Annotated in this window: 13 protein-coding genes; 6 read left to right on the top strand and 7 right to left on the bottom strand. The window is 68.9% G+C overall.

Going from position 1 to position 19,286, the window contains the following annotated elements:
- Window positions 1-54 precede the first annotated feature (54 nt).
- Window positions 55-1,635, top strand: a complete 1,581-nt coding sequence (locus tag D5S18_RS12700) for an MFS transporter (protein ID WP_120040166.1) — start codon at window positions 55-57, stop codon at window positions 1,633-1,635.
- A gap of 162 nt (window positions 1,636-1,797) precedes the next feature.
- On the opposite strand, the gene D5S18_RS12705 is transcribed toward D5S18_RS12700, so the two are convergent.
- Window positions 1,798-3,387, bottom strand: a complete 1,590-nt coding sequence (locus D5S18_RS12705) for an adenylate/guanylate cyclase domain-containing protein (protein ID WP_120040168.1) — start codon at window positions 3,385-3,387, stop codon at window positions 1,798-1,800.
- A gap of 164 nt (window positions 3,388-3,551) precedes the next feature.
- Window positions 3,552-5,159 carry a DUF4407 domain-containing protein gene (locus D5S18_RS12710; RefSeq protein WP_120040690.1) on the bottom strand — a complete coding sequence of 536 codons (1,608 nt, stop codon included), beginning with the start codon at window positions 5,157-5,159 and terminating at the stop codon, window positions 3,552-3,554.
- A gap of 197 nt (window positions 5,160-5,356) precedes the next feature.
- Between D5S18_RS12710 and aroQ the strand changes: the two genes are divergently transcribed.
- The 4 genes from aroQ (at window position 5,357) to D5S18_RS12730 (ending at window position 14,184) form a co-directional block, all read left to right on the top strand.
- Window positions 5,357-5,944 (top strand): gamma subclass chorismate mutase AroQ, encoded by a 588-nt coding sequence (aroQ, locus tag D5S18_RS12715; RefSeq protein ID WP_120040170.1) that lies wholly within the window; start codon window positions 5,357-5,359, stop codon window positions 5,942-5,944.
- 898 nt (window positions 5,945-6,842) lie between these two features.
- Complete coding sequence (gltB, locus tag D5S18_RS12720; protein ID WP_120040172.1) at window positions 6,843-11,489, top strand: glutamate synthase large subunit; 4,647 nt, start codon at window positions 6,843-6,845, stop codon at window positions 11,487-11,489.
- Complete coding sequence (locus D5S18_RS12725) at window positions 11,482-12,951, top strand: glutamate synthase subunit beta (RefSeq protein ID WP_120040174.1); 1,470 nt, start codon at window positions 11,482-11,484, stop codon at window positions 12,949-12,951. Before gltB ends, D5S18_RS12725 begins: the two co-directional genes overlap by 8 nt.
- Window positions 12,952-13,284: 333 nt before the next feature.
- Window positions 13,285-14,184 carry a cutinase family protein gene (locus D5S18_RS12730; protein WP_120040692.1) on the top strand — a complete coding sequence of 300 codons (900 nt, stop codon included), beginning with the start codon at window positions 13,285-13,287 and terminating at the stop codon, window positions 14,182-14,184.
- A 63-nt stretch (window positions 14,185-14,247) separates the two neighbouring features.
- Here the strand turns inward: D5S18_RS12730 and D5S18_RS12735 are convergent, their stop codons facing one another.
- From D5S18_RS12735 to D5S18_RS34850, 5 genes are all read right to left on the bottom strand, one after another.
- On the bottom strand, window positions 14,248-14,526 hold the full coding sequence (locus D5S18_RS12735) for a hypothetical protein (RefSeq protein WP_147403942.1): 279 nt from the start codon (window positions 14,524-14,526) through the stop codon (window positions 14,248-14,250).
- A 123-nt stretch (window positions 14,527-14,649) separates the two neighbouring features.
- Window positions 14,650-15,258 carry a histidine phosphatase family protein gene (locus tag D5S18_RS12740; RefSeq protein ID WP_120040694.1) on the bottom strand — a complete coding sequence of 203 codons (609 nt, stop codon included), beginning with the start codon at window positions 15,256-15,258 and terminating at the stop codon, window positions 14,650-14,652.
- 45 nt (window positions 15,259-15,303) lie between these two features.
- On the bottom strand, window positions 15,304-15,528 hold the full coding sequence (locus tag D5S18_RS12745) for a hypothetical protein (RefSeq protein ID WP_120040179.1): 225 nt from the start codon (window positions 15,526-15,528) through the stop codon (window positions 15,304-15,306).
- Window positions 15,529-15,613: 85 nt separating this feature from the next.
- Entirely contained in the window at window positions 15,614-18,934 is a 3,321-nt protein-coding gene (lysX, locus tag D5S18_RS12750) for a bifunctional lysylphosphatidylglycerol synthetase/lysine--tRNA ligase LysX (protein WP_120040181.1), read from the bottom strand.
- Window positions 18,931-19,071, bottom strand: a complete 141-nt coding sequence (locus tag D5S18_RS34850; protein WP_158607860.1) for a hypothetical protein — start codon at window positions 19,069-19,071, stop codon at window positions 18,931-18,933. The genes lysX and D5S18_RS34850 overlap by 4 nt, the downstream gene beginning before the upstream one ends.
- Here D5S18_RS34850 and D5S18_RS12755 point away from each other — a divergent pair.
- Complete coding sequence (locus D5S18_RS12755; protein WP_120040696.1) at window positions 19,070-19,285, top strand: RNA-binding S4 domain-containing protein; 216 nt, start codon at window positions 19,070-19,072, stop codon at window positions 19,283-19,285. The two genes, D5S18_RS34850 and D5S18_RS12755, sit on opposite strands and share 2 nt — an antisense overlap.
- Window position 19,286: the final 1 nt, after the last annotated feature.

Below are 19,286 nucleotides of genomic sequence, written 5' to 3' on the forward strand. Positions count from 1 at the left end.
ACGGTTAATGAAGGACGGCGAGAGAGGCTCGCCGCTGGAAAGTTGAGAACCCCGATGCAGACACAGCAGGCGCAGCAGGTACAGCGCACGCTGCCCACGATCCCCCCCACTACCTCCGATATCCGCACCCCGGACAGCGCGCCACCGCGCGCCACAGCCCGCGCCTGGGCCGGACTCGCCGCGCTCGCCCTGGCGCTGCTGCTGCTCGCCGTGGACGCGACGGTGCTCGACCTCGCCATTCCGGCGATCAGCGCCGACCTCGCCCCGAGCACCACCCAGCTGCTGTGGATCATCGACGTCTACTCGTTCGTCCTGGCCGGTCTGCTGGTCATGATGGGCAACCTGGGCGACCGGATCGGCCGCCGCAGGCTGCTGCTGATCGGCGCCGCGGGCTTCGGCCTGGCCTCGCTGCTCGCGGCCTGGTCCGTCTCGCCCGAGATGCTCATCGCGGCGCGCGTGCTGCAGGGCGTCGCGGGCGCCACCCTCATGCCCGCCACCCTGGGCCTGATTCGCGCCATGTTCCTCGACCCGCGCCAGCGCACCATCGCCATCGCGGTGTGGAGCGCGATGGCGGGCGGCGGCGCGGCGGCCGGACCGCTGCTCGGCGGCTGGCTGCTCGAGCACTTCTGGTGGGGTTCGGTCTTCCTGGTGAACGTGCCGGTCATGCTGGTGCTGATCGCGGTCGGGCCGCTGCTGGTCCCGGAGTCGCGCGACCCGAATCCGGGCCGCTTCGACGTGGTGAGCGCGCTGCTGTCCATGTCGGCGCTGGTGCCGCTGGTGTACGCGATCAAGGAGACCGCGGCGCACGGCTTCTCGCCGGTCGCGACGGTGGTCGGCGTCATCGGTGCGGCGGCCGGTATCGCCTTCGTGCGCAGGCAGCGCCGCGTCGAACAGCCGATGCTCGATCTGCGGCTGTTCGCGCTGCCCCGGTTCCGCACCGCCGTGCTGACCAACCTGCTCGCGGTCTTCGCGCTGGCGGGCGTGCTGTTCTTCGGTTCGCAGTACCTGCAACTGGTGCTGGGCCGCTCGCCGATGCAGGCGGGCGTGCTCCTGCTGCCCGGCCTGGCGGCGAGTGTGCTGGCCTCGTTGGCCGCGGCCTGGTTGGTGCGCTTCTGGCGGCCCGGCCTCGTGCTCGCCGTGTCGCTGGCTGTCGCGGCGCTGGGCGCGGTCGCCTTCCTGTGGCTCACCCCCGAGGCCACGAGCACCACGGCGTTCATCATCGGCTTCCTGCTGATCGGCGCGGGCACCGGAATCGCGCTCACCGTATCCGCGGACCTGGTGGTCAGTTCCGCTCCGGTGGCGCGCGCGGGCGCGGCGGCGGCCATCTCCGAGACCGCCTACGAGACCGGTGTCGCATTGGGTGTCGCGGTGCTGGGCAGTGCGGTGATGGCGGTCTTCCGCAACGGGATCGACCTGACCCACGTGCCCGCGGACGGTATGGGCCAGGCGTCCGAATCCCTCGGCGCGGCCACGCATTTCGCTCGCGAACTGCCCGAGGCGGTGCGGTCTGCCTTCCTCGCCTCGGCGCACGAGTCCTTCCTCGACGGAATGCACTTGGCCGCCATCGGCACCGCCGTGATCATGGCGGTGGCCGCGGTCATCGCCTTCCGACTGCGCGCCGACCGCGCGCACTGAGCGGCTGCCCGGCGAGGCGCTGATTCAGCTTGGGCTCGATTCCTTCCGCTCCGGCAGGATCGCGCCTCGCCCTCGATTCGTAGTGGTCGGGGTGGGCCGCTGAGCCGAATTCGGCGACGACGGCCGGTCGGGTGTCCGAGCCCGGCGATGACACGGGCGGGTTCAGCCCGAGGCGGCCGGACCTTCCACGGTCGTCGGCCGAGAGTGGGGGCGGGGTCGGGCCAGACGGGTCGGCAGGATGCGACCGCGCAAGGTGACCAGCTCACCGAGCTGCCAGCGGGCGGATTCGGTGGGCATGGCGGCATCGACCGTGCTGGCCGAGGCCAGCAGGAGATCGTCGTGTTTGGCCAGTTCGCACAGGCGGGCGGCCTCGTTGACCGGGTCGCCGATCACGGTGAACTCGTAGCGCCTGCGCGCGCCGACATTCCCGGCGACCACCGGGCCGGAGGAGACGCCGATGGCGGCGATGAAATCGGGAGCGGAACTGTCGAGCCGATCGCGGATGGCGCGGCCGCAGGCCAGGGCCGCGCCGGGGGCGTCGGACAGTGCGGTGGGCGTGCCGAAGACGGCGAGGGCGGCATCGCCCTCGAACTTGTTGAGCAGGCCGCCGAAGCGTTCCACCTCGTCCACCACGATCCCGAAGAAGCGATTGAGGATGGCGACGATCTCGCGTGCGGGACGGGTGGCGGCCATGGTGGTGGAGCCGACGATATCGATGAACAGCGCGGCCGCCTCCGTCTCGACCCCGCCGGGGGTCGGATCGCCCGCCAACGCCGCCGCCGCGACCTCGTGGCCCACATGTCGGCCGAACAGTTCGCGCAGCCGCTCCCGTTCGCGCAGTCCGTCCACCATGTGGTTGAAACCGCTTTGCAGCTCACCCAATTCGGTGCCGTCGTAGACGGTGACCGCGACATCGAGGTCACCGTCCTCGACCCGGCGCAGGGCCTGTCGCACCCCGCGAATGGGCGCCACGGTCGCCGAGACGACCTGCATGGTGAGCAGTTGACCGAAGACCAGCATCGCCCCGCCCAGCGACAGCACGCACACCGCGAGCCGTTCGGTGCTCACCGAATCCTGGACCAGCGCCCACACGGCCACCGTCATCAAGAGGGTCAGCGGCACGCCGGTGCCGAGCAGCCACACCAGCAGCGCCCGCCCGAAGACGCCGATGCCGCGCCGCCGCTGCGCGGGCGCTGCCTCCAATACCCGTGCGGTGATCACCCGCAGCGCGAACTCCATCAGCAGATAGCTGTTGGTGCAGACGAACAGTGCGCTGAATACGTTGCCGAGCAGCAGTTTCGGGATCAGGGCGTGCTCGGCCACGCCGTAGAGCGGCACCAGGACGGCCGCGCCGAGCAGCCACAGCAGCGCTTCGTGCAGCACCAGCCGCCGCGGCAGCCGCGAAGCCGCGATCTGCTCGGCCTCGTCGGGCACCCCGTCGGGATGTTTGGCCCAGCGCAGCGCGCGTAATGCGTGCGCGGTCCCCCAAACGACACCGATGACCACGATGGTCCCGATGATCAGCGGTGACACCACGAGATTCAGGAAGATCAGCCGCCGGGTGAACAGCGGCGGTCCCGGCAGCACGAATCCGACCAGTGCCGTGGCCACCGCGATCCCGAGCAGGTTCGCGATCAGCGACGGCACCGTCAGCAGCAGTTGGATCCGCAGCCGCCGCACCGTCGAATCCTCGTCGACGGGTCCGAGCAGCCGCGACCCGTACGCGGTGGCGGACTCGTCGTGGTCGGACATAGGTCGCAAGCGTAGGTCCGGGAACAGACGAGTGGGGTTCCCGGCGTTTCGCCGTGTCGCGCCGAAACACGCACCGGGCGGCGGTGGTCGGACTCTCGTATGCAGTGGCAGCGCCGTTGCCGCGACGTGTGGGTTCGGCCCGTCGCGGGATCCGTCGGGCGGACTCAGCGCGCCGGGGGAAGCTCTTTCCGTTCCGTTCGCCCCGGCAGTTGGGTGGGCGCGGGCGATGGCAGCGCGGGCGGGGGAGCGGTGTAGTGGTGCGGGTAGTCGGGGTCGACGACGGTGGCGGCGATGTGGTGCGCGTACTGCGGGTCCGGGTAGCCGGCCGGGAGGTGACCGACGGGCTGATCGGTGTCGACGGTGACCTTGCGGGTGCGGCGAAGGGTGAAGGTGATCTCCTCCACCTCTTCGAAGGCCTGGCGCGCGGTGCGCAGCGGGTGGGTGGCCGTGTCGATGGCGTTGGCGACGAACGAGGGCACCAGGGGACGGATGAGGCGGGCGGCGGTGTCGGTGAACGGGACCGTGCCGATGAGCGGAAGTTCCAGGCCGCCGCCGGATTTCGGTGCGTCCGGGGCGGTTGGTGCCTTGGTCGCCTGCGCGGGAAGGTTCGGTGTCATGGGTTCCTCGGGGCGATGGGGCGCGGCGGGCAGTTCGCCGCGGCGCTGCGGTTCGGCGATACCGATCTCCAGCCCGCCGATGGCGGCGAAGACACGGGTGCGCTCGCGCTCGCGGTCGATGGCGGCGTCCGCCGCGACGGCGAGGCGGGTCGCGGTGAGTTCCTGTTCGGCGCGCAGCCGCGCGGCGGCCGCGCGCGCCTCGGCGCGGGTGGCGGAAATGGAGGTGTCGGCGGCGTGGTCGGCCCGGTCCTGCGCGATGCGGGCGGCGAGGCGGCGATCGAAGAAGGTCTCGCCGCGCCACCAGCGCAGCAGCAGCGGCAGCAGTGCGAGCAGGATCCCGCCGAGCCAGGTGAGCGCGCGCAGCGCGAACGCGCCGCCGTCGCGCCGGGTGTGCGCGTTCATCGCCGACCAGCGGGCGCCGAGGCCGCGATCGGCGGCGGCGACGGCGCCGGATTCGGCGGTGGTGAGCGCCTTTTCGGCCGCGGCGACGCGTCGGTCGGCCGGATCGGCCTTGGCCTGGGTCGCGGTGAAGCGTTGGCGGGCCTCGTCGAGCATGTCCTCGGCGGTGCGGGCCTCGGGGCCGCGACCGGGGACGCCGGTGATCCTGGTCTGCGGGCATTCGGGTGTCGGATGGAATTCGCATCTGGCGATGACCAGTGTGCGGTCGATATCGGTTCGCGCGGCGGCGATGGCGCGACCCAGGGCGACCCGATCCGCTCGCGCGCGTTCGAGTTCGGTGCGCGCGGCCACCACGGCGGGTGCGGAATCGACCGCGCGCCGGGCGTTCTCGGCGATGATCCGGTCGACGGTGCCGCCGAACATGGCCAGTACCGCCAATTCGGCGACCACCGCGCCGATTAGGACCGCGACTCCGATTCGAACGGGCGGGCCGAGCCGGTCGGGCATCCGCCCCGGTTTCGCCGTGGCCAGTGCCCGCCCGATGGCCCCGGTGAGTATGGCGACCAGCACCGCCACCGAGATCGCCGCGCCCGCAGGCCAACTCCCGATCAGCGCACATCCGGTGACGATTCCGGCGACGACCGCGCACAGCAGCACGACCGCGCCCGTGACGGCATAGCCGGATCGCTCACCGCGTTCGAGGTCGGCGCCGCGCCCGGATCCGCCGAGCCAGCCGAATACGCCGGTGACCGTCATCGGATCCCACATCCTCCACGCCCCAGTCGTCTTCGCGTACCCGGCCACGATCGGTGCTGACAGCGTGACAGGCCGCGGCCCGACACACCGAGCACGCGTCCCGGTCTGTGGGCAGCCTCACATCGTTCCGAATCCGGTATGCCCGCGGTCCGCCTACGCTGGCTCGGTATTTCGTTGTCGAGGGGACGGAGTCGAGCATGCGGGTGCTTTTGGCGTCGGTCGCGGCGGCGCTGCTGGCCTCGGTGGTGGGCAGCGCGGCGGTGGGTAGTGCGGGCCTCGCGCGGGCCGAGGCGTCCGGGTCCCTGGATCGCCTGGTGGGACTGGTCGCCGACCGGCTCGACACCGCGGATTCGGTGGCCGCCGCCAAATGGGCGAGCGCGGGCGCCGATGCCGCGGTCGATGATCCGGCGCGGGAGGCGCAGGTGTACGCGGCGATGACGCGCCTGGGCGCCGCGAGCGATCTGCCCGAGAATTGGGTCGGCCAGGTGTTTTTCGGTCAGATCGAGGCGAGCAAGACGGTGCAGCGCGGCTTGCTGCTGCGCTGGCGTTTCGATCCCGCGCGGGCGCCCGCGGCGCCGCCGGATCTGTCCGCGGTGCGGCCGCGCATCGATGGGCTCAATGCCGAGATCGTGGCGGAGTTGGCCGCGCATCGCGCCGAGCTGGCGGCACCGGATTGCGCGCAGCGCTTGGCGCGCAGCGTCTTCGAGGCGTTCGCGTCGCGGCCCGGTGATGCGCTGCACCGGGTGGCGCTGGTGCGGGCGACGGTCGTGCTCTGCGCGGGGTGAACCGGAAGCTCTGGGCATTTTGCCCAGAAACCTTGCCGAAATATTTCCGGCTCGGGCAGCTCCGGTCGGAGTTACTGTCGAGTTCGGCGGCGAAGTACCCGAAATATCCTGTGGTCCGGGCCACTTCGTGACGGTTGCTGGTGGTGTGCTGAAAACCACAGGCCCCGAAAGAGTCCGGACGGTCGGATGGGTGTGGCCGCGCCCGGTCCCGCTGTCGGAAATCTCTCATTCGTGTCCGGTTTAACTCCGCGACGACCATCTGGTTTGTCCGCCCTCGCGCCGGGGAAATCCTCTTCGACGCAGGTGAACGGCAGTGCCGTCGGACCTGTGCTGTTGCTCGAGCCCATGTGCCGCCAGTGTGGGGAAGGTGCGCGCGCGGGTTCGGGGTCTCGATCGCGCCGCATTCGCTGCTTTACACTGAATAACGCGCACACGTGGAGGACCGAATGAAAAAGCCCAGCTAGACCAGGTTATTAGTGCAACCTAAGTTGGTTGGGCCACGGACCTGACTTATCGTTTGCTCTTACGCCGGACTCAAAAATGTTCGGCACCATCGCCCGCTCGGGCAGCCCCCAGCGTAGCGGGCGAGCACCCGCACGAAGGTAATGATCGTGTTAGAGATCCGTTACCGACGCAGCACCCACGACGTCACTACGGCGGGTGACACAACTGGAGACCGACTGCACCAGCGGTGCGGGTCCAGGCTCACCAGGCGAGATCCTGCGCGAGAACGCAGCGCCGGGGAGCACCGCGAATCGAACACCGAAACCATCAGCGCGGCTGGTTTCCGGAACGTACGGGCGCAGTCTTGACAGAGGCGTTCGACGCAGGCCGTTCATCTAGAGCCGAACGCTCTTCGTGACGGACTAGAGAAGGCCGATTTCTTGAAGGCAGAGGCATGACGCAACTACCTGGCCACAGGTCACCCGGAACCATCGGGCTCTACGACCCGGCGAATGAACACGACGCCTGCGGCGTCGCGTTCGTCGTCGATATGCACGGCCGTCGCAGCCGTGACATCGTCGACAAGGCTATTACCGCCCTGCTGAACCTGGAGCACCGAGGCGCCGCCGGCGCCGAGCCGAACTCCGGCGACGGCGCGGGCATCCTGATCCAGGTGCCGGACGCGTTCTTCCGCGCTGCGGTCGATTTCGAGCTGCCCGCCGAGGGTTCCTACGCCACCGGTATCGCCTTCCTGCCGCAGGCCCGCCGCGAGGCCGCGCGCGCCGCCTACGGCGTGGACCGGATCGTCAAGGAGGAGGGCCTCGAGGTTCTCGGCTGGCGCGAGGTGCCGATCGACGAATCCTCGCTGGGCGCGCTCTCGCGCGACGCCATGCCCACCTTCCGCCAGATCTTCATCGCCTCGCCGCGCGATTCGGCGGCACCGCTCACGGGGATGGACCTGGAGCGCCGCGCCTACGTCGTCCGCAAGCGGGTCGAGCACGAACTCGGCAGCGCGGGCGCGGGTGCGGGCGCGGTCGGCAAGGAGTCGGTGTACTTCCCGAGCCTGTCGGGCCAGACCTTCGTCTACAAGGGCATGTTCACCACGCCGCAGTTGCGCGCGTTCTACCTCGACCTGCAGGACAACCGGGTCGAGAGCGCCCTGGGCATCGTGCACTCGCGCTTCTCCACCAACACCTTCCCGTCCTGGCCGCTGGCGCATCCGTTCCGCCGGGTCGCGCACAACGGCGAGATCAATACCGTCACCGGCAACGAGAACTGGATGCGCGCGCGCGAGGCGCTGCTGCGCTCGGATGTGTTCGGCACCGATTCGGCGGGCAACAACCGACTGGAGAAGATCTTCCCGGTCTGCACGCCCGGCGCCAGCGATACCGCGCGCTTCGACGAGGTGCTGGAACTGCTGCACCTCGGCGGTCGCAGCCTGCCGCACGCCGTGCTCATGATGATTCCCGAGGCGTGGGAGCGCAGCGAGAACATGGACCCGGCGCGGCGGGCCTTCTACGAGTACCACTCGATGCTGATGGAGCCGTGGGACGGCCCGGCCTCGGTGTGCTTCACCGACGGCACCGTGGTCGGCGCCGTGCTCGACCGCAACGGCCTGCGCCCCAGCCGCGTCTGGGTGACCGAGGACGGCTTGGTCGTGATGGCCTCCGAGGTCGGCGTCCTGGATATCGACCCGTCGAAGGTGGTGCGCAAGGCGCGGTTGCAGCCGGGCCGGATGTTCCTGGTGGACACCGCCCAGGGCCGCATCGTCACCGACGACGAGATCAAGTCGCAGTTGGCGGCCGAGCAGCCGTACCAGGAATGGCTCGACGGCGGCGTCACCAAGCTGGCCGACCTGCCCGACCGCCCGCATGTGCACATGTCGCACGACCGGGTGCTCATCCGTCAACAGATCTTCGGCTACACCAACGAGGAACTGAACCTGCTGATCGCGCCGATGGCCAAGACCGGCGGCGAGGCGCTGGGCTCCATGGGCACCGACACCCCGATCGCGGTGCTCTCCGCGCGCTCGCGGCTGCTGTTCGATTACTTCTCCCAGTTGTTCGCGCAGGTCACCAACCCGCCGCTGGACGCGATCCGCGAAGAGGTGGTCACCAGCCTGAAGCGGGCCATCGGCCCGGAGGCCGACCTGCTGCATCCCGGTCCGGATTCCTGTCGCCAGATCGCCATCGAACAGCCGATCCTGGACAACGACGAGCTGTCCAAACTCATCCACATCAATGACGACGGCTCCCAGCCGTCGCTGCGCTCGGTGGTGGTGCGCGGCCTGTACCCGGTCGCCAAGGGCGGTAAGGGTCTGCGCAAGGCGCTCGAGGCCATCAACACGCAGGTGTCGGCGGCCATCGAGGGCGGCGCGCGCATCATCGTGCTGTCGGATCGGGAGTCCAACGAGAAGTTGGCGCCCATCCCGTCGCTGCTGCTGACCTCCTCGGTGCACCATCACCTGGTGCGCGAGCGCACCCGCACCATGGTCGGCGTGGTGGTCGAGGCGGGCGATGCCCGCGAGGTGCACCACATGGCCATGCTGGTCGGCTTCGGCGCGGCCGCCATCAACCCCTACATGGCCTTCGAATCCATCGAGGACATGCTCGAGCGCGGTGTGCTCGACCTGGGCACCGGCAGCCTGCGCGGGGACTACCGCAAGGCGGTGGCCAACTACAACAAGGCCGCGGGCAAGGGTGTGCTGAAGGTGATGTCCAAGATGGGCATCTCCACCATGGCCTCCTACAACGGCGCGCAGTTGTTCCAGGTGATCGGCCTGTCGCAGGAATTGGTGGACGAGTACTTCACCGGCCTGCGCTCGCCGCTGGACGGCATCGGCCTGACCGAGATCGCGGGCGAGGTGGCCCAGCGGCACGCGCTGGCCTTCCTGGAGAACCGCAACGAGCGCGCGCACCGCGAACTCGAGGTCGGCGGTGAGTACCAGTGGCGGCGCGAGGGCGAATACCACCTGTTCAACCCGGACACCGTCTTCAAGTTGCAGCACGCGACCCGCACCGGGCAGTACTCGATCTTCAAGGAGTACACCAAGCTGGTCGACGACCAGTCCGAGCGATTGGCCTCGCTGCGCGGCCTGTTCAAGTTCAAGACCAAGGAGCGCAAGCCGATCTCGATCGACGAGGTCGAGTCCGCCGCGGCGATCGTCAAGCGCTTCTCCACCGGCGCGATGAGCTACGGCTCCATCTCGGCGGAGGCGCACGAGACGCTGGCCATCGCCATGAACCGGCTCGGTGGTCGCTCGAATTCCGGTGAGGGCGGCGAACATCCGGCCCGCTTCGAGGTCGAGGAGAACGGCGACTGGCGGCGTTCGGCCATCAAGCAGGTGGCCTCGGGTCGCTTCGGTGTCACCGCGCACTACCTGACCAACTGCACCGATATTCAGATCAAGATGGCGCAGGGCGCCAAACCCGGTGAGGGCGGCCAGCTTCCGGCGCACAAGGTGTACCCGTGGGTGGCCGAGGTGCGGCACTCCACACCCGGTGTCGGCCTGATCTCCCCGCCGCCGCACCACGACATCTACTCGATCGAGGATCTGGCGCAGCTCATCCACGACCTGAAGAACGCCAATCCGCAGGCGCGGATTCACGTGAAACTTGTCGCGGAGCCGGGTGTCGGCACCGTGGCGGCGGGTGTGTCCAAGGCGCACGCCGATGTGGTGCTCGTCTCGGGCCACGACGGCGGCACCGGCGCGTCCCCGCTCACCTCGCTCAAGCACGCGGGCGGCCCGTGGGAGCTCGGCCTGGCCGAAACCCAGCAGACGTTGCTGCTCAACGGACTTCGCGACCGCATCGTGGTGCAGGTGGACGGTCAGCTCAAGACCGGCCGCGACGTCATGATCGCCGCGCTGCTCGGTGCGGAGGAGTTCGGTTTCGCCACCGCGCCGCTGGTGGTGTCGGGCTGCGTCATGATGCGCGTCTGCCACCTCGACACCTGCCCGGTCGGCGTCGCCACGCAGAATCCGCTGCTGCGCGAACGTTTCACCGGTAAGCCGGAATTCGTCGAGAACTTCATGCTGTTCATCGCCGAGGAGGTGCGGGAACTGCTGGCGCAGTTGGGCTTCCGCACCCTCGACGAGGCCATCGGCCGGGTCGATATGCTCGACACCGCCAAGGCGAAGGCGCATTGGAAGGCGAGCAAACTGGATCTGTCGCCGATCCTCGACAATGTCGAGACGGCGTTCATGTACCAGGACCGCCGCAATACCAAGGGCCAGGACCACGGCCTGGACAAGGCGCTGGACCAGCAGTTGATCGCGCAGAGCCGCGACGCGCTCGAGCGCGGCCGCGCGGTGCGGTTCGATACCAAGATCTCCAATGTCAACCGCACCGTCGGCACCATGCTCGGCCACGAGGTGACCAAGCTCTACGGCGGCACCGGCCTGCCCGACAACACCATCGACATCACCTTCACCGGGTCGGCGGGCAACAGTTTCGGCGCGTTCGTACCCGCCGGTATCACCCTGCGGGTGCACGGCGACGCCAACGACTATGTCGGCAAGGGCCTTTCGGGCGGTCACCTGATCGTGCGGCCCGCGCTGGACGCACCCGCCGAGTTCGTGGCCGAGCAGAACATCATCGCGGGCAACGTGATCCTGTTCGGCGCGACCAGCGGCCTCGCCTTCATTCGCGGCGTGGTCGGTGAGCGGTTCGCCGTGCGCAACTCCGGCGCCACCGCGGTGGTGGAGGGCGTCGGCGATCACGCCTGCGAGTACATGACCGGCGGCCGGGTCGTCATTCTCGGCGAGACGGGACGCAACTTCGGCGCGGGCATGTCCGGCGGTGTCGCCTTCGTCTACGACCCCGAAGGCGCCTTCGCCGACCGGGTCAATCCGGAGCAGGCGGGCGCGCTCGAGGCGCTTTCGGGTGACGACTTCACCTGGCTGCACGAGATCGTCGCCCAGCATCGGGATCAGACGGGTTCGGCCGTGGCCGAGCGCATCCTCGGCGATTGGTCCCAGCAGGTGAACCACTTCGTCAAGGTGATGCCGCGCGAATACAAGAAGGTGCTGCTGGCGATCTCGGAAGCCGAGAAGAGTGGCAAAGATGTCGACGAGGCGATCATGGAGGCCGCTCGTGGGTGACCAGCAAGGATTCATGAAGCACACCTCGCGTGAGCTGCCGACGCGACGGCCGGTGCCGCTGCGCCTGATGGACTGGAAGGAGGTCTACGAGGAGAAGTTCTCCCACGACACCCTCCGGACCCAGGCCAGTCGCTGCATGGACTGCGGTATCCCGTTCTGCCACAACGGCTGTCCGCTCGGCAATCTCATTCCCGAGTGGAACGACCTGGTCTACCGGGACCGCTGGCGCGAGGGTATCGACCGACTGCACGCCACCAACAACTTCCCGGAGTTCACCGGGCGGCTGTGCCCGGCCCCGTGCGAGGCGTCCTGTGTCCTCGGCATCAACCAGGACGCGGTGACCATCAAGCAGGTCGAGGTCGAACTCATCGAGAACGCCTTCGAGGAAGGCTGGGTCACCCCCGTCTACCCGACCCGGCTCACCGGTAAGCGGATCGCGGTCGTCGGCTCCGGCCCGGCCGGGCTGGCCGCCGCCCAGCAGTTGACCCGCGCGGGCCACACCGTGACGGTGTTCGAGCGGGCCGACCGGATCGGCGGCCTGATGCGCTACGGCATTCCGGAATTCAAGATGGAGAAGCGCTTCATCGACCGGCGGATGGCGCAGATGGAGGCCGAGGGCACCATCTTCAAGACCGGCGTCAATGTGGGCGTCGATATCACCGCCGAACAACTGCGCGAGCAGTTCGACGCGATCGTGCTCTCCGGTGGCGCCACCATCGCGCGCGATCTGCCGATTCCGGGCCGCGACCTGGACGGGATCCATCAGGCGATGGAGTTCCTGCCGTGGGCCAACCGGGTGCAGCTCGGCGACGAGGTCACCGACGCCGACGGTCTGCCGCCCATTCACGCGAAGGGCAAGCGGGTCGTCATCATCGGCGGCGGCGACACCGGCGCGGACTGCCTCGGCACCTCGCATCGGCAGGGCGCGGCCTCGGTGCATCAGTTCGAGATCATGCCGCGTCCGCCGCAGGAGCGCGCCGTCTCCACGCCGTGGCCGACCTATCCGCTCATGTACCGGGTGTCCTCGGCGCACGAGGAGGGCGGCGAGCGGGTGTTCTCGGTGAACACCGAACGTTTCGTCGGCGCGGACGGCAAGGTGACCGGACTCGACGCGCACGAGGTCAAGATGGTCAATGGTCGTTTCGAGAAGGTGGCGGGCACCGACTTCACCCTCGAGGCCGATCTGGTGCTGCTGGCCATGGGCTTCGTCGGACCCCAGAAGCCGGGCCTGCTCACCGATCTCGGTGTCGGCTACGACCAGCGCGGCAATGTCCAGCGCGACAAGAACTGGGCCACCAATGTTCCCGGCGTCTTCGTCGCGGGCGATATGGGTCGCGGCCAGTCGCTGATCGTGTGGGCCATCGCCGAGGGGCGGGCCGCCGCCGCGGCGGTCGACCGGTTCCTCGAGGGCGAGTCGGCGCTGCCCGCGCCGATCGCGCCGACCGCGGTCGCCCAGCGCTGAGGTTGCCGTGCCGACCCCAACCGGCTGACTCCAATCACGGGACGCCTGTGGACAACTCGTCCACAGGCGTCCTTCGTGCGGCCGGGGCGACGGAAATCGGACTACCTAGGCGGTTCGTCTGGCATCAGCCCGCGCGACCCTTTATTGTGTTCAGCGGCGTGCTGTTGATCTTGGCACTCGTTAGTGGACGACGCTCTCGTATAACGCACGTCATATCGTCTGGTCAGCCGAGTTAACCAGGCGTGCACGGGAAAGACATCCGTCGAGTTCAGCATCGGTGCGGCAACTTGTCGGTGGATGTCCCACACAGGGCGACATGTGAACTGGAGCGGTATGCGGTTGAGAAAGGTTGTCGCGGCCCTCGGTGCGTCCGCGGCGTTGACGTCCGGCATGGTCCTCGGGACCGGGTCCGCGAGTGCGGATTCCGGCTGCCCCAACCTGTATGTGGTTGCGATTCCGGGAACTTGGGAAACCGGCCACGAGAAGAAACCCCAGCCCGGCATGCTCTCGGGCGTCACCAACAACATGCCCGGTTCGGCCGAGGTCAACTACGTGAACTACGCCGCCACCGCGTTCCCGTGGGAGGGCGACGTCTACGCCCAGTCCAAGCGCGAGGCCGTCGACAATGCGCGCGGCATGGTGCTGAACATGGTGAGCCGCTGCGGCAACACCAAGGTCGCCATCCTCGGCTACAGCCAAGGCGCGGACGCCGCGGGCGATCTCGCCGCCGAGATCGGCACGGGTGTCAGCGCGATCCGTCCCGAGCGGGTGGCCGCCGTCGGCCTGATCTCCGATCCGCGCCGTTCCCCGACCGACGCCCAGGTGGGTCCGCCCGCCCCCGGCGCGGGCGCGAGCGGTCCGCGTATCGGCGGCTTCGGCTGGGTCAGCGACCGGGTGCGCACCATCTGCGACTCGGACGACCTGTACTGCTCCACCTCGGAGGACGATTTCGTCACCCGCTTCGCCGGATTCGCCGCGCAGAGTTCGGATCTCAATCCGGCCAACCTGTGGCGCTACCAGTTGGAGCTCGGTGCGATCACCAATGACCTGTTCGCGCACGGCGGCATTCCGACGCTGCAATCGCAGTTGACGGATTCGGCCAATCAGCAGCGGGCCAAGGATCTCGAGCACTTCTACAAGTCCCAGGCGCACACCCTCTACGGCAGCTACCCCGTAGGCGGCGGTCAGACGGCGGTGTCCTGGATGCACAACTGGATCGCGGGCCAGATCTGAGTCGCTACGCGAAAATCCCCTCCGCCCGATAGCGGAGGGGATTTCTCGTCTTCGTGGCTGGAATCAGCCCGCCGAACCGGAGGGCGGCGGCGGGGCGATACCGGGGGCGGGCGGCTGCCACCGGTGCTGACCGTGACCGTGGCCGTGACCGTGCCGGTGGTGATGTCCGGCATCGCCGCCCTGCTGATCGTCCTGCGCGACCGTCTGCGCGGTCTGGTCGGTCGCGGCGGGCGCCTCGGCCGAAGCGGTGGCGGCGACGGCGCCGAGCGGAATGGCGATGAGCGCCCCGGCCACTGCCACCTGAACGGCCCGACGACGCATGGATGTTCTGCTGAGCAACACGCGATTCCCTTCACTTGGTTGATGTCCCGCCGGGTGGCGGGCGCACCGTGTCCATGGAAGGCGCGTCGGCTGGGATCGCGGTGCGACCCGCCTGGCAATCGACTGTGCGTGCCTGTGAACGCGTCAGCCGATATTGCGCGGCAGCAGATCCCAGACGTGCCCGTTCTCGTTGACGGTGGCGGCCGTGCGCCGACCGGTGCGGGAGAACAGGATCCGAGTGATCGAGCAGTAGTCGATGGGGAAGGTGAGCGGGCGCGCCAAACCGAGCACGTCTTGCAGCAGGACATTGATCACGCCGCCGTGCGCGAAAGCCACCACCGTCTGCTCCGGTTCGGCGGCCGCGACGACCGTGCCGATCGCCGCGAGGACCCGGCCGGTGAAGGCGGCGGCGTCGATCTGCTCGGGTAGGTGGCCCGCCTTCACCCGCTCGTAGATCGCGCGGAACTCGACTTTGGCGTCCTCGATGGGGATATAGGAGGGCAGGTCGCGATCGTATTCGGCCAGATCGTCCACCACGTCGACGGTGTGTCCGAGCGCGGCGGCCAGCGGTGCGGCGGTCTGGCGCGCCCGCGACTGCGGACTGCTGAGGATCCGATCGATCCGATGCCGACTCAGGGCGGCGGGCACCCGCTCGGCCTGTTCGATTCCGATCGGGGACAGTTCCGGATCGGCCACGCCCTCGGCCCGCGTCACCCGCACCGGCTGCGCGTGACGCACGAGTATCAATTGCACGCGTTCCACTTTGCCGGACGGGATCGGGACCGGCGCGCCCGGTGCCTACCGATCGGCGGGCGGCTGCTTCTTCTTGCGGACGATCAACCACACGATCAGCGCGATGACCGCGATCACGCCCACACAGCACAGCCCGCCGATGAAGCGGAAGAATCCGCCGCCGCGACCGGTGCGCCTGGCCTGGTGGTCCACGGCGGCGGCCAGCACATCGGGACTGGCCCATACCGACGGATCCACCAGGTGCGCGGTGGTGAGCAGGTCAAGGTACATGGTGCTACCCCCGTTCGGAGCGGCCTGCGGCAGGCCGAAACACCAACAGTAGTACCGCCGTTCGTCCGGTGTGGCCGACGAATGTTCAGCGCGGCTTGACCAGCGGGAACGGCAGGGTCTCGCGAATGCTGCGGCCGGTGATGAGCATGACCACCCGGTCCACGCCCATGCCCAGGCCGCCGGTGGGGGGCATGGCATGCTCGAGGGCCTGCAGGAAGTCCTCGTCCAGTTCCATGGCCTCCGGATCGCCATTGGCCGCGAGCAGCGACTGTTCGGTGAGCCTGCGGCGCTGCTCGATCGGATCGGTGAGCTCGCTGTAGGCGGTGCCGAGTTCGACGCCCCAGGCCACCAGGTCCCATCGCTCGGTGACGCCCTCGATACTGCGGTGCGCGCGGGTCAGCGGGGAGACCGAGGTGGGGAAATCGATGTAGAAGGTGGGTTCCTCGGTGCGGGATTCCACGAGGTGCTCGTACATCTCCAGCACCACTTGGCCCGCGTCCCAGCCGTGCTGATAGGGCACATGCGCTTTGTCGCACAGTTCGCGCAGCGTTTCCACCGAGGTTTGCGGGGTGATCTCGGTGCCGATGGCCGTCGAGATCGCGCCGTGCACCGTCCGGACCGGCCAGTCGCCGGAGATGTCGACCTCGTCGAAACCGCCGTCGGGCCTCGGGCGCAGCGCGACCATCGCGCCATTGGCGGCCAGCGCCGCGTCCTGGATCAACTGGCGGCACAGGTGGCGCATGCGTTCGTAATCGCTGTGCGCCTCGTACGCCTCGAGGATGGTGAACTCCGGATTGTGGCTGAAGTCCACCCCCTCGTTGCGGAAGGTGCGACCCAGTTCGAACACCCGCTCCATCCCGCCGACGCAGAGCCGCTTGAGGTAGAGCTCGGGTGAGATGCGCAGGTAGAGGTCCATATCGTAGGCATTGATATGGGTTTGGAACGGGGTGGCGTTGGCGCCGCCGTGCACCTGTTGCAGGACCGGGGTCTCCACCTCGAGGTAGCCGAAACCGTGCAGCGAATCGCGCAGCGAGCGCACCACCGTGCTGCGCTTGGCCAGCACCTCGCGCGTCTCAGGATTGGTGGCCATATCCAGGTAGCGCTGCCGGACCCGCGCCTCGGGATCGGCCAGACCCTTCCACTTGTCGGGCAGCGGGTGCAGGCATTTGCCGAGCATCCGCCAATCCGCCACGAGCAGCGACAGTTCGCCCCGGCGGCTCTGCCCGATCTGCCCGCTGACCTCGACCAGGTCGCCCAGGTCGAACAGGTCGCTGAATTCGCCGCTGCGCTCGGCCCCGACCCGGTCCCGGTCGATGACGAGTTGGATCTCGCCGCTCCAGTCCCGCAGCACCGCGAAGATGACCCCGCCGTAGTCGCGAATCCGCAACAGCCGCCCGCAGATTCGCACCGTGGTGCCGCGCGGTGCGCGCCTGGCCTCCGCCACGGTGTGCGTCGGGGGATAGGCCACCGGGTACGCCTCGATACCCGCCGCGGCGAGCCGGTCCAACTTCTCCATCCTGACCCGCACCTGTTCGGGTCGGCGCGGCCCCTGGTCGACGCCCGCGAGGTCGGGGGCGTCCGGGGTGCTGCCGTCCACGTGCAGGCCCTGCATGGTGGGCGGCACCGCGCTGTGGGTGCCGGTGTGCACGGTGGTGTCGGGCTCCTTGCCGAAGCGGGGGAGGAAGCCCTCGGCCAGCGCGCCCGCCATGGCGACGCGCGGCAACTGCCTGCGCTCCTCGAACAGGAAGAACCTCGGCACCCAGTACGGCTGGTATTTCACATTGGAGCGGTACAGCGCCTCGAGCTGCCACCAGCGCGAGAAGAACAGCAGCACCCCGCGCCACAGCCGCAGGATCGGCCCGGCCCCGATGCGTCCACCCTCCTCGAATACCGAGCGGAAGACGGCGAAGTTCAACGACACCTTGGTGATGCCGTGCTGTTCGGAGTTCAGCGCCAATTGGGAGACCATCAGCTCGACGGTCCCGTTGGGGCTCTTGGGGTCGCGCCGCATGAGTTCCAGTGAGACCCCGGTGCGTCCCCACGGCACCATCGACAGCAGCCCGAGCACCCTGCCCTGCGGATTGATCGCCTCCACCAGCAGGCAGTCGCCGTCGAGCGGGTCGCCGAGGCGGCCGAGGGCCATGGAGAAGCCGCGTTCGGTCTCGGTGTCGCGCCAGGCCTCGGCGCGCGCGATGATCTGCGGGAACTCCTCGGTCGGAATATCGCGGTGGCGGCGCGCCCGCACGGTGATGCCGTGTTTGCGCAGCCGGTTGGCGGCCTGGCGGACCTGCTTCATCTCCGGACCCGCCATGGAGAACGCGCGGGTGTCGAGGATGGCCTCGTCGCCGAGCTTCAGCGCCGAGAGCCCGGCCCGGCGGTAGGCGGTCGCACCGAGTTCGCTCGCGCCCATCACCGCGGGCGCCCAGCCGAACTGGTCGGCCTGCCGCAACCAGGCGTCGATGGCCTGCGGCCACGCCTCCCGGATACCGATCGGGTCGCCGCTGGCCAGGCTGACACCCAGTTCCACGCGGTAGGTGATGGCCGCCTTGCCGCTGGGCGCGAACACCACCGCCTTGTCGCGGCGGGTGGCGAAATAGCCGAGCGAGTCATCCACATCCGAGCGCTCCAGCAGGCCGCGGATCGCGGATTCGTCGATCCCGGTCATGGCATTGCCTGCGCGCTGGGAGCGCAGCAGCACGATCACCGCGGTCAGCAGCGCGATCGCGCCGAACAGGCCGAGCAGGAAGTTGACGAACGGTTTGGGATGACCGTCGAAATGCTCGTTGTCCACCAGCACCGCCGCCGTGACCCGGTACACCGCCCACAGCGGGCGCTGCACCCCGGCGGGCAGCGTGCCGGGAAACAGTTCGACCAGACCCCAGCCCAGCAGGATCCCTGCGGTCAACCCGGCGGCCAGGGTGCCCAACGCCGTCCAGCCCGCGCCGCGCCGCACCCTGGTGTAGAACTCGCGCCACGCCGCTATCAGCACCGCAAGCACCCCGATGTGCACCAGCAGCGCCACCAGCGAGGAAATGCTGTCGTTCTCGATGAACTCGATGGCGTTGGCCAGCGCGAACAGCGTCTGATAGCCGACCAGCAGCCACCACGCGATGCGTTTGCGGGCCGCCAGGGCCCCGGCCATCAGACCCACCACCAGCGCCCAGACGAGGCTGGTGTCCGGCGCGTCGAAATAGAAGGCGTCGATATAGCGGCGCGGGACGTGGGTCAGATAGCGCAGCCCCGGCGACATACTCCACAGCAGACACAGCACCGCGAACACACCGAGGACGATCGCCGTGATGTGCGGCACCTCGCTGAGTCGTCCGTGCCCACGGTGCGGGATCGGCGGCGTCGGTCTCTCCGGTGATTCGGTGTCCGTGTGGTGCCGGGCTTGCGTGGAAGTCACCGCACCAGTGTGAGTGTTGCCCCCGGCGCGGTGCTCGAAGACCCGCGTGGCATGTCGCCATAGCGCAGGACCAGCCGGTCGTGGGTGGGGGGCCGCCGTTGGGCGGCGCGGTCGCGCACGGTAAGGATGTATCTCATGTCTGATCCAGTCGATGTGCCGATCGATGACGAAGTCATTCGACTCGGTCAGTTCCTGAAGCTGGCCAACCTGATCGATTCCGGCTCCGAGGCCAAGACGGTGATCGCCGCCGGTCTGGTGCGGGTCAACGACGAGGTCGAGCTGCGCCGGGGGCGCCAGTTGCACAGCGGGGATGTGGTCACCCTCGCGGGCCGCCGCGCCCGCGTGGGCTGAG

It is taken from the genome of Nocardia panacis (genome assembly GCF_003598715.1).
GTDB lineage: Bacteria > Actinomycetota > Actinomycetes > Mycobacteriales > Mycobacteriaceae > Nocardia > Nocardia panacis.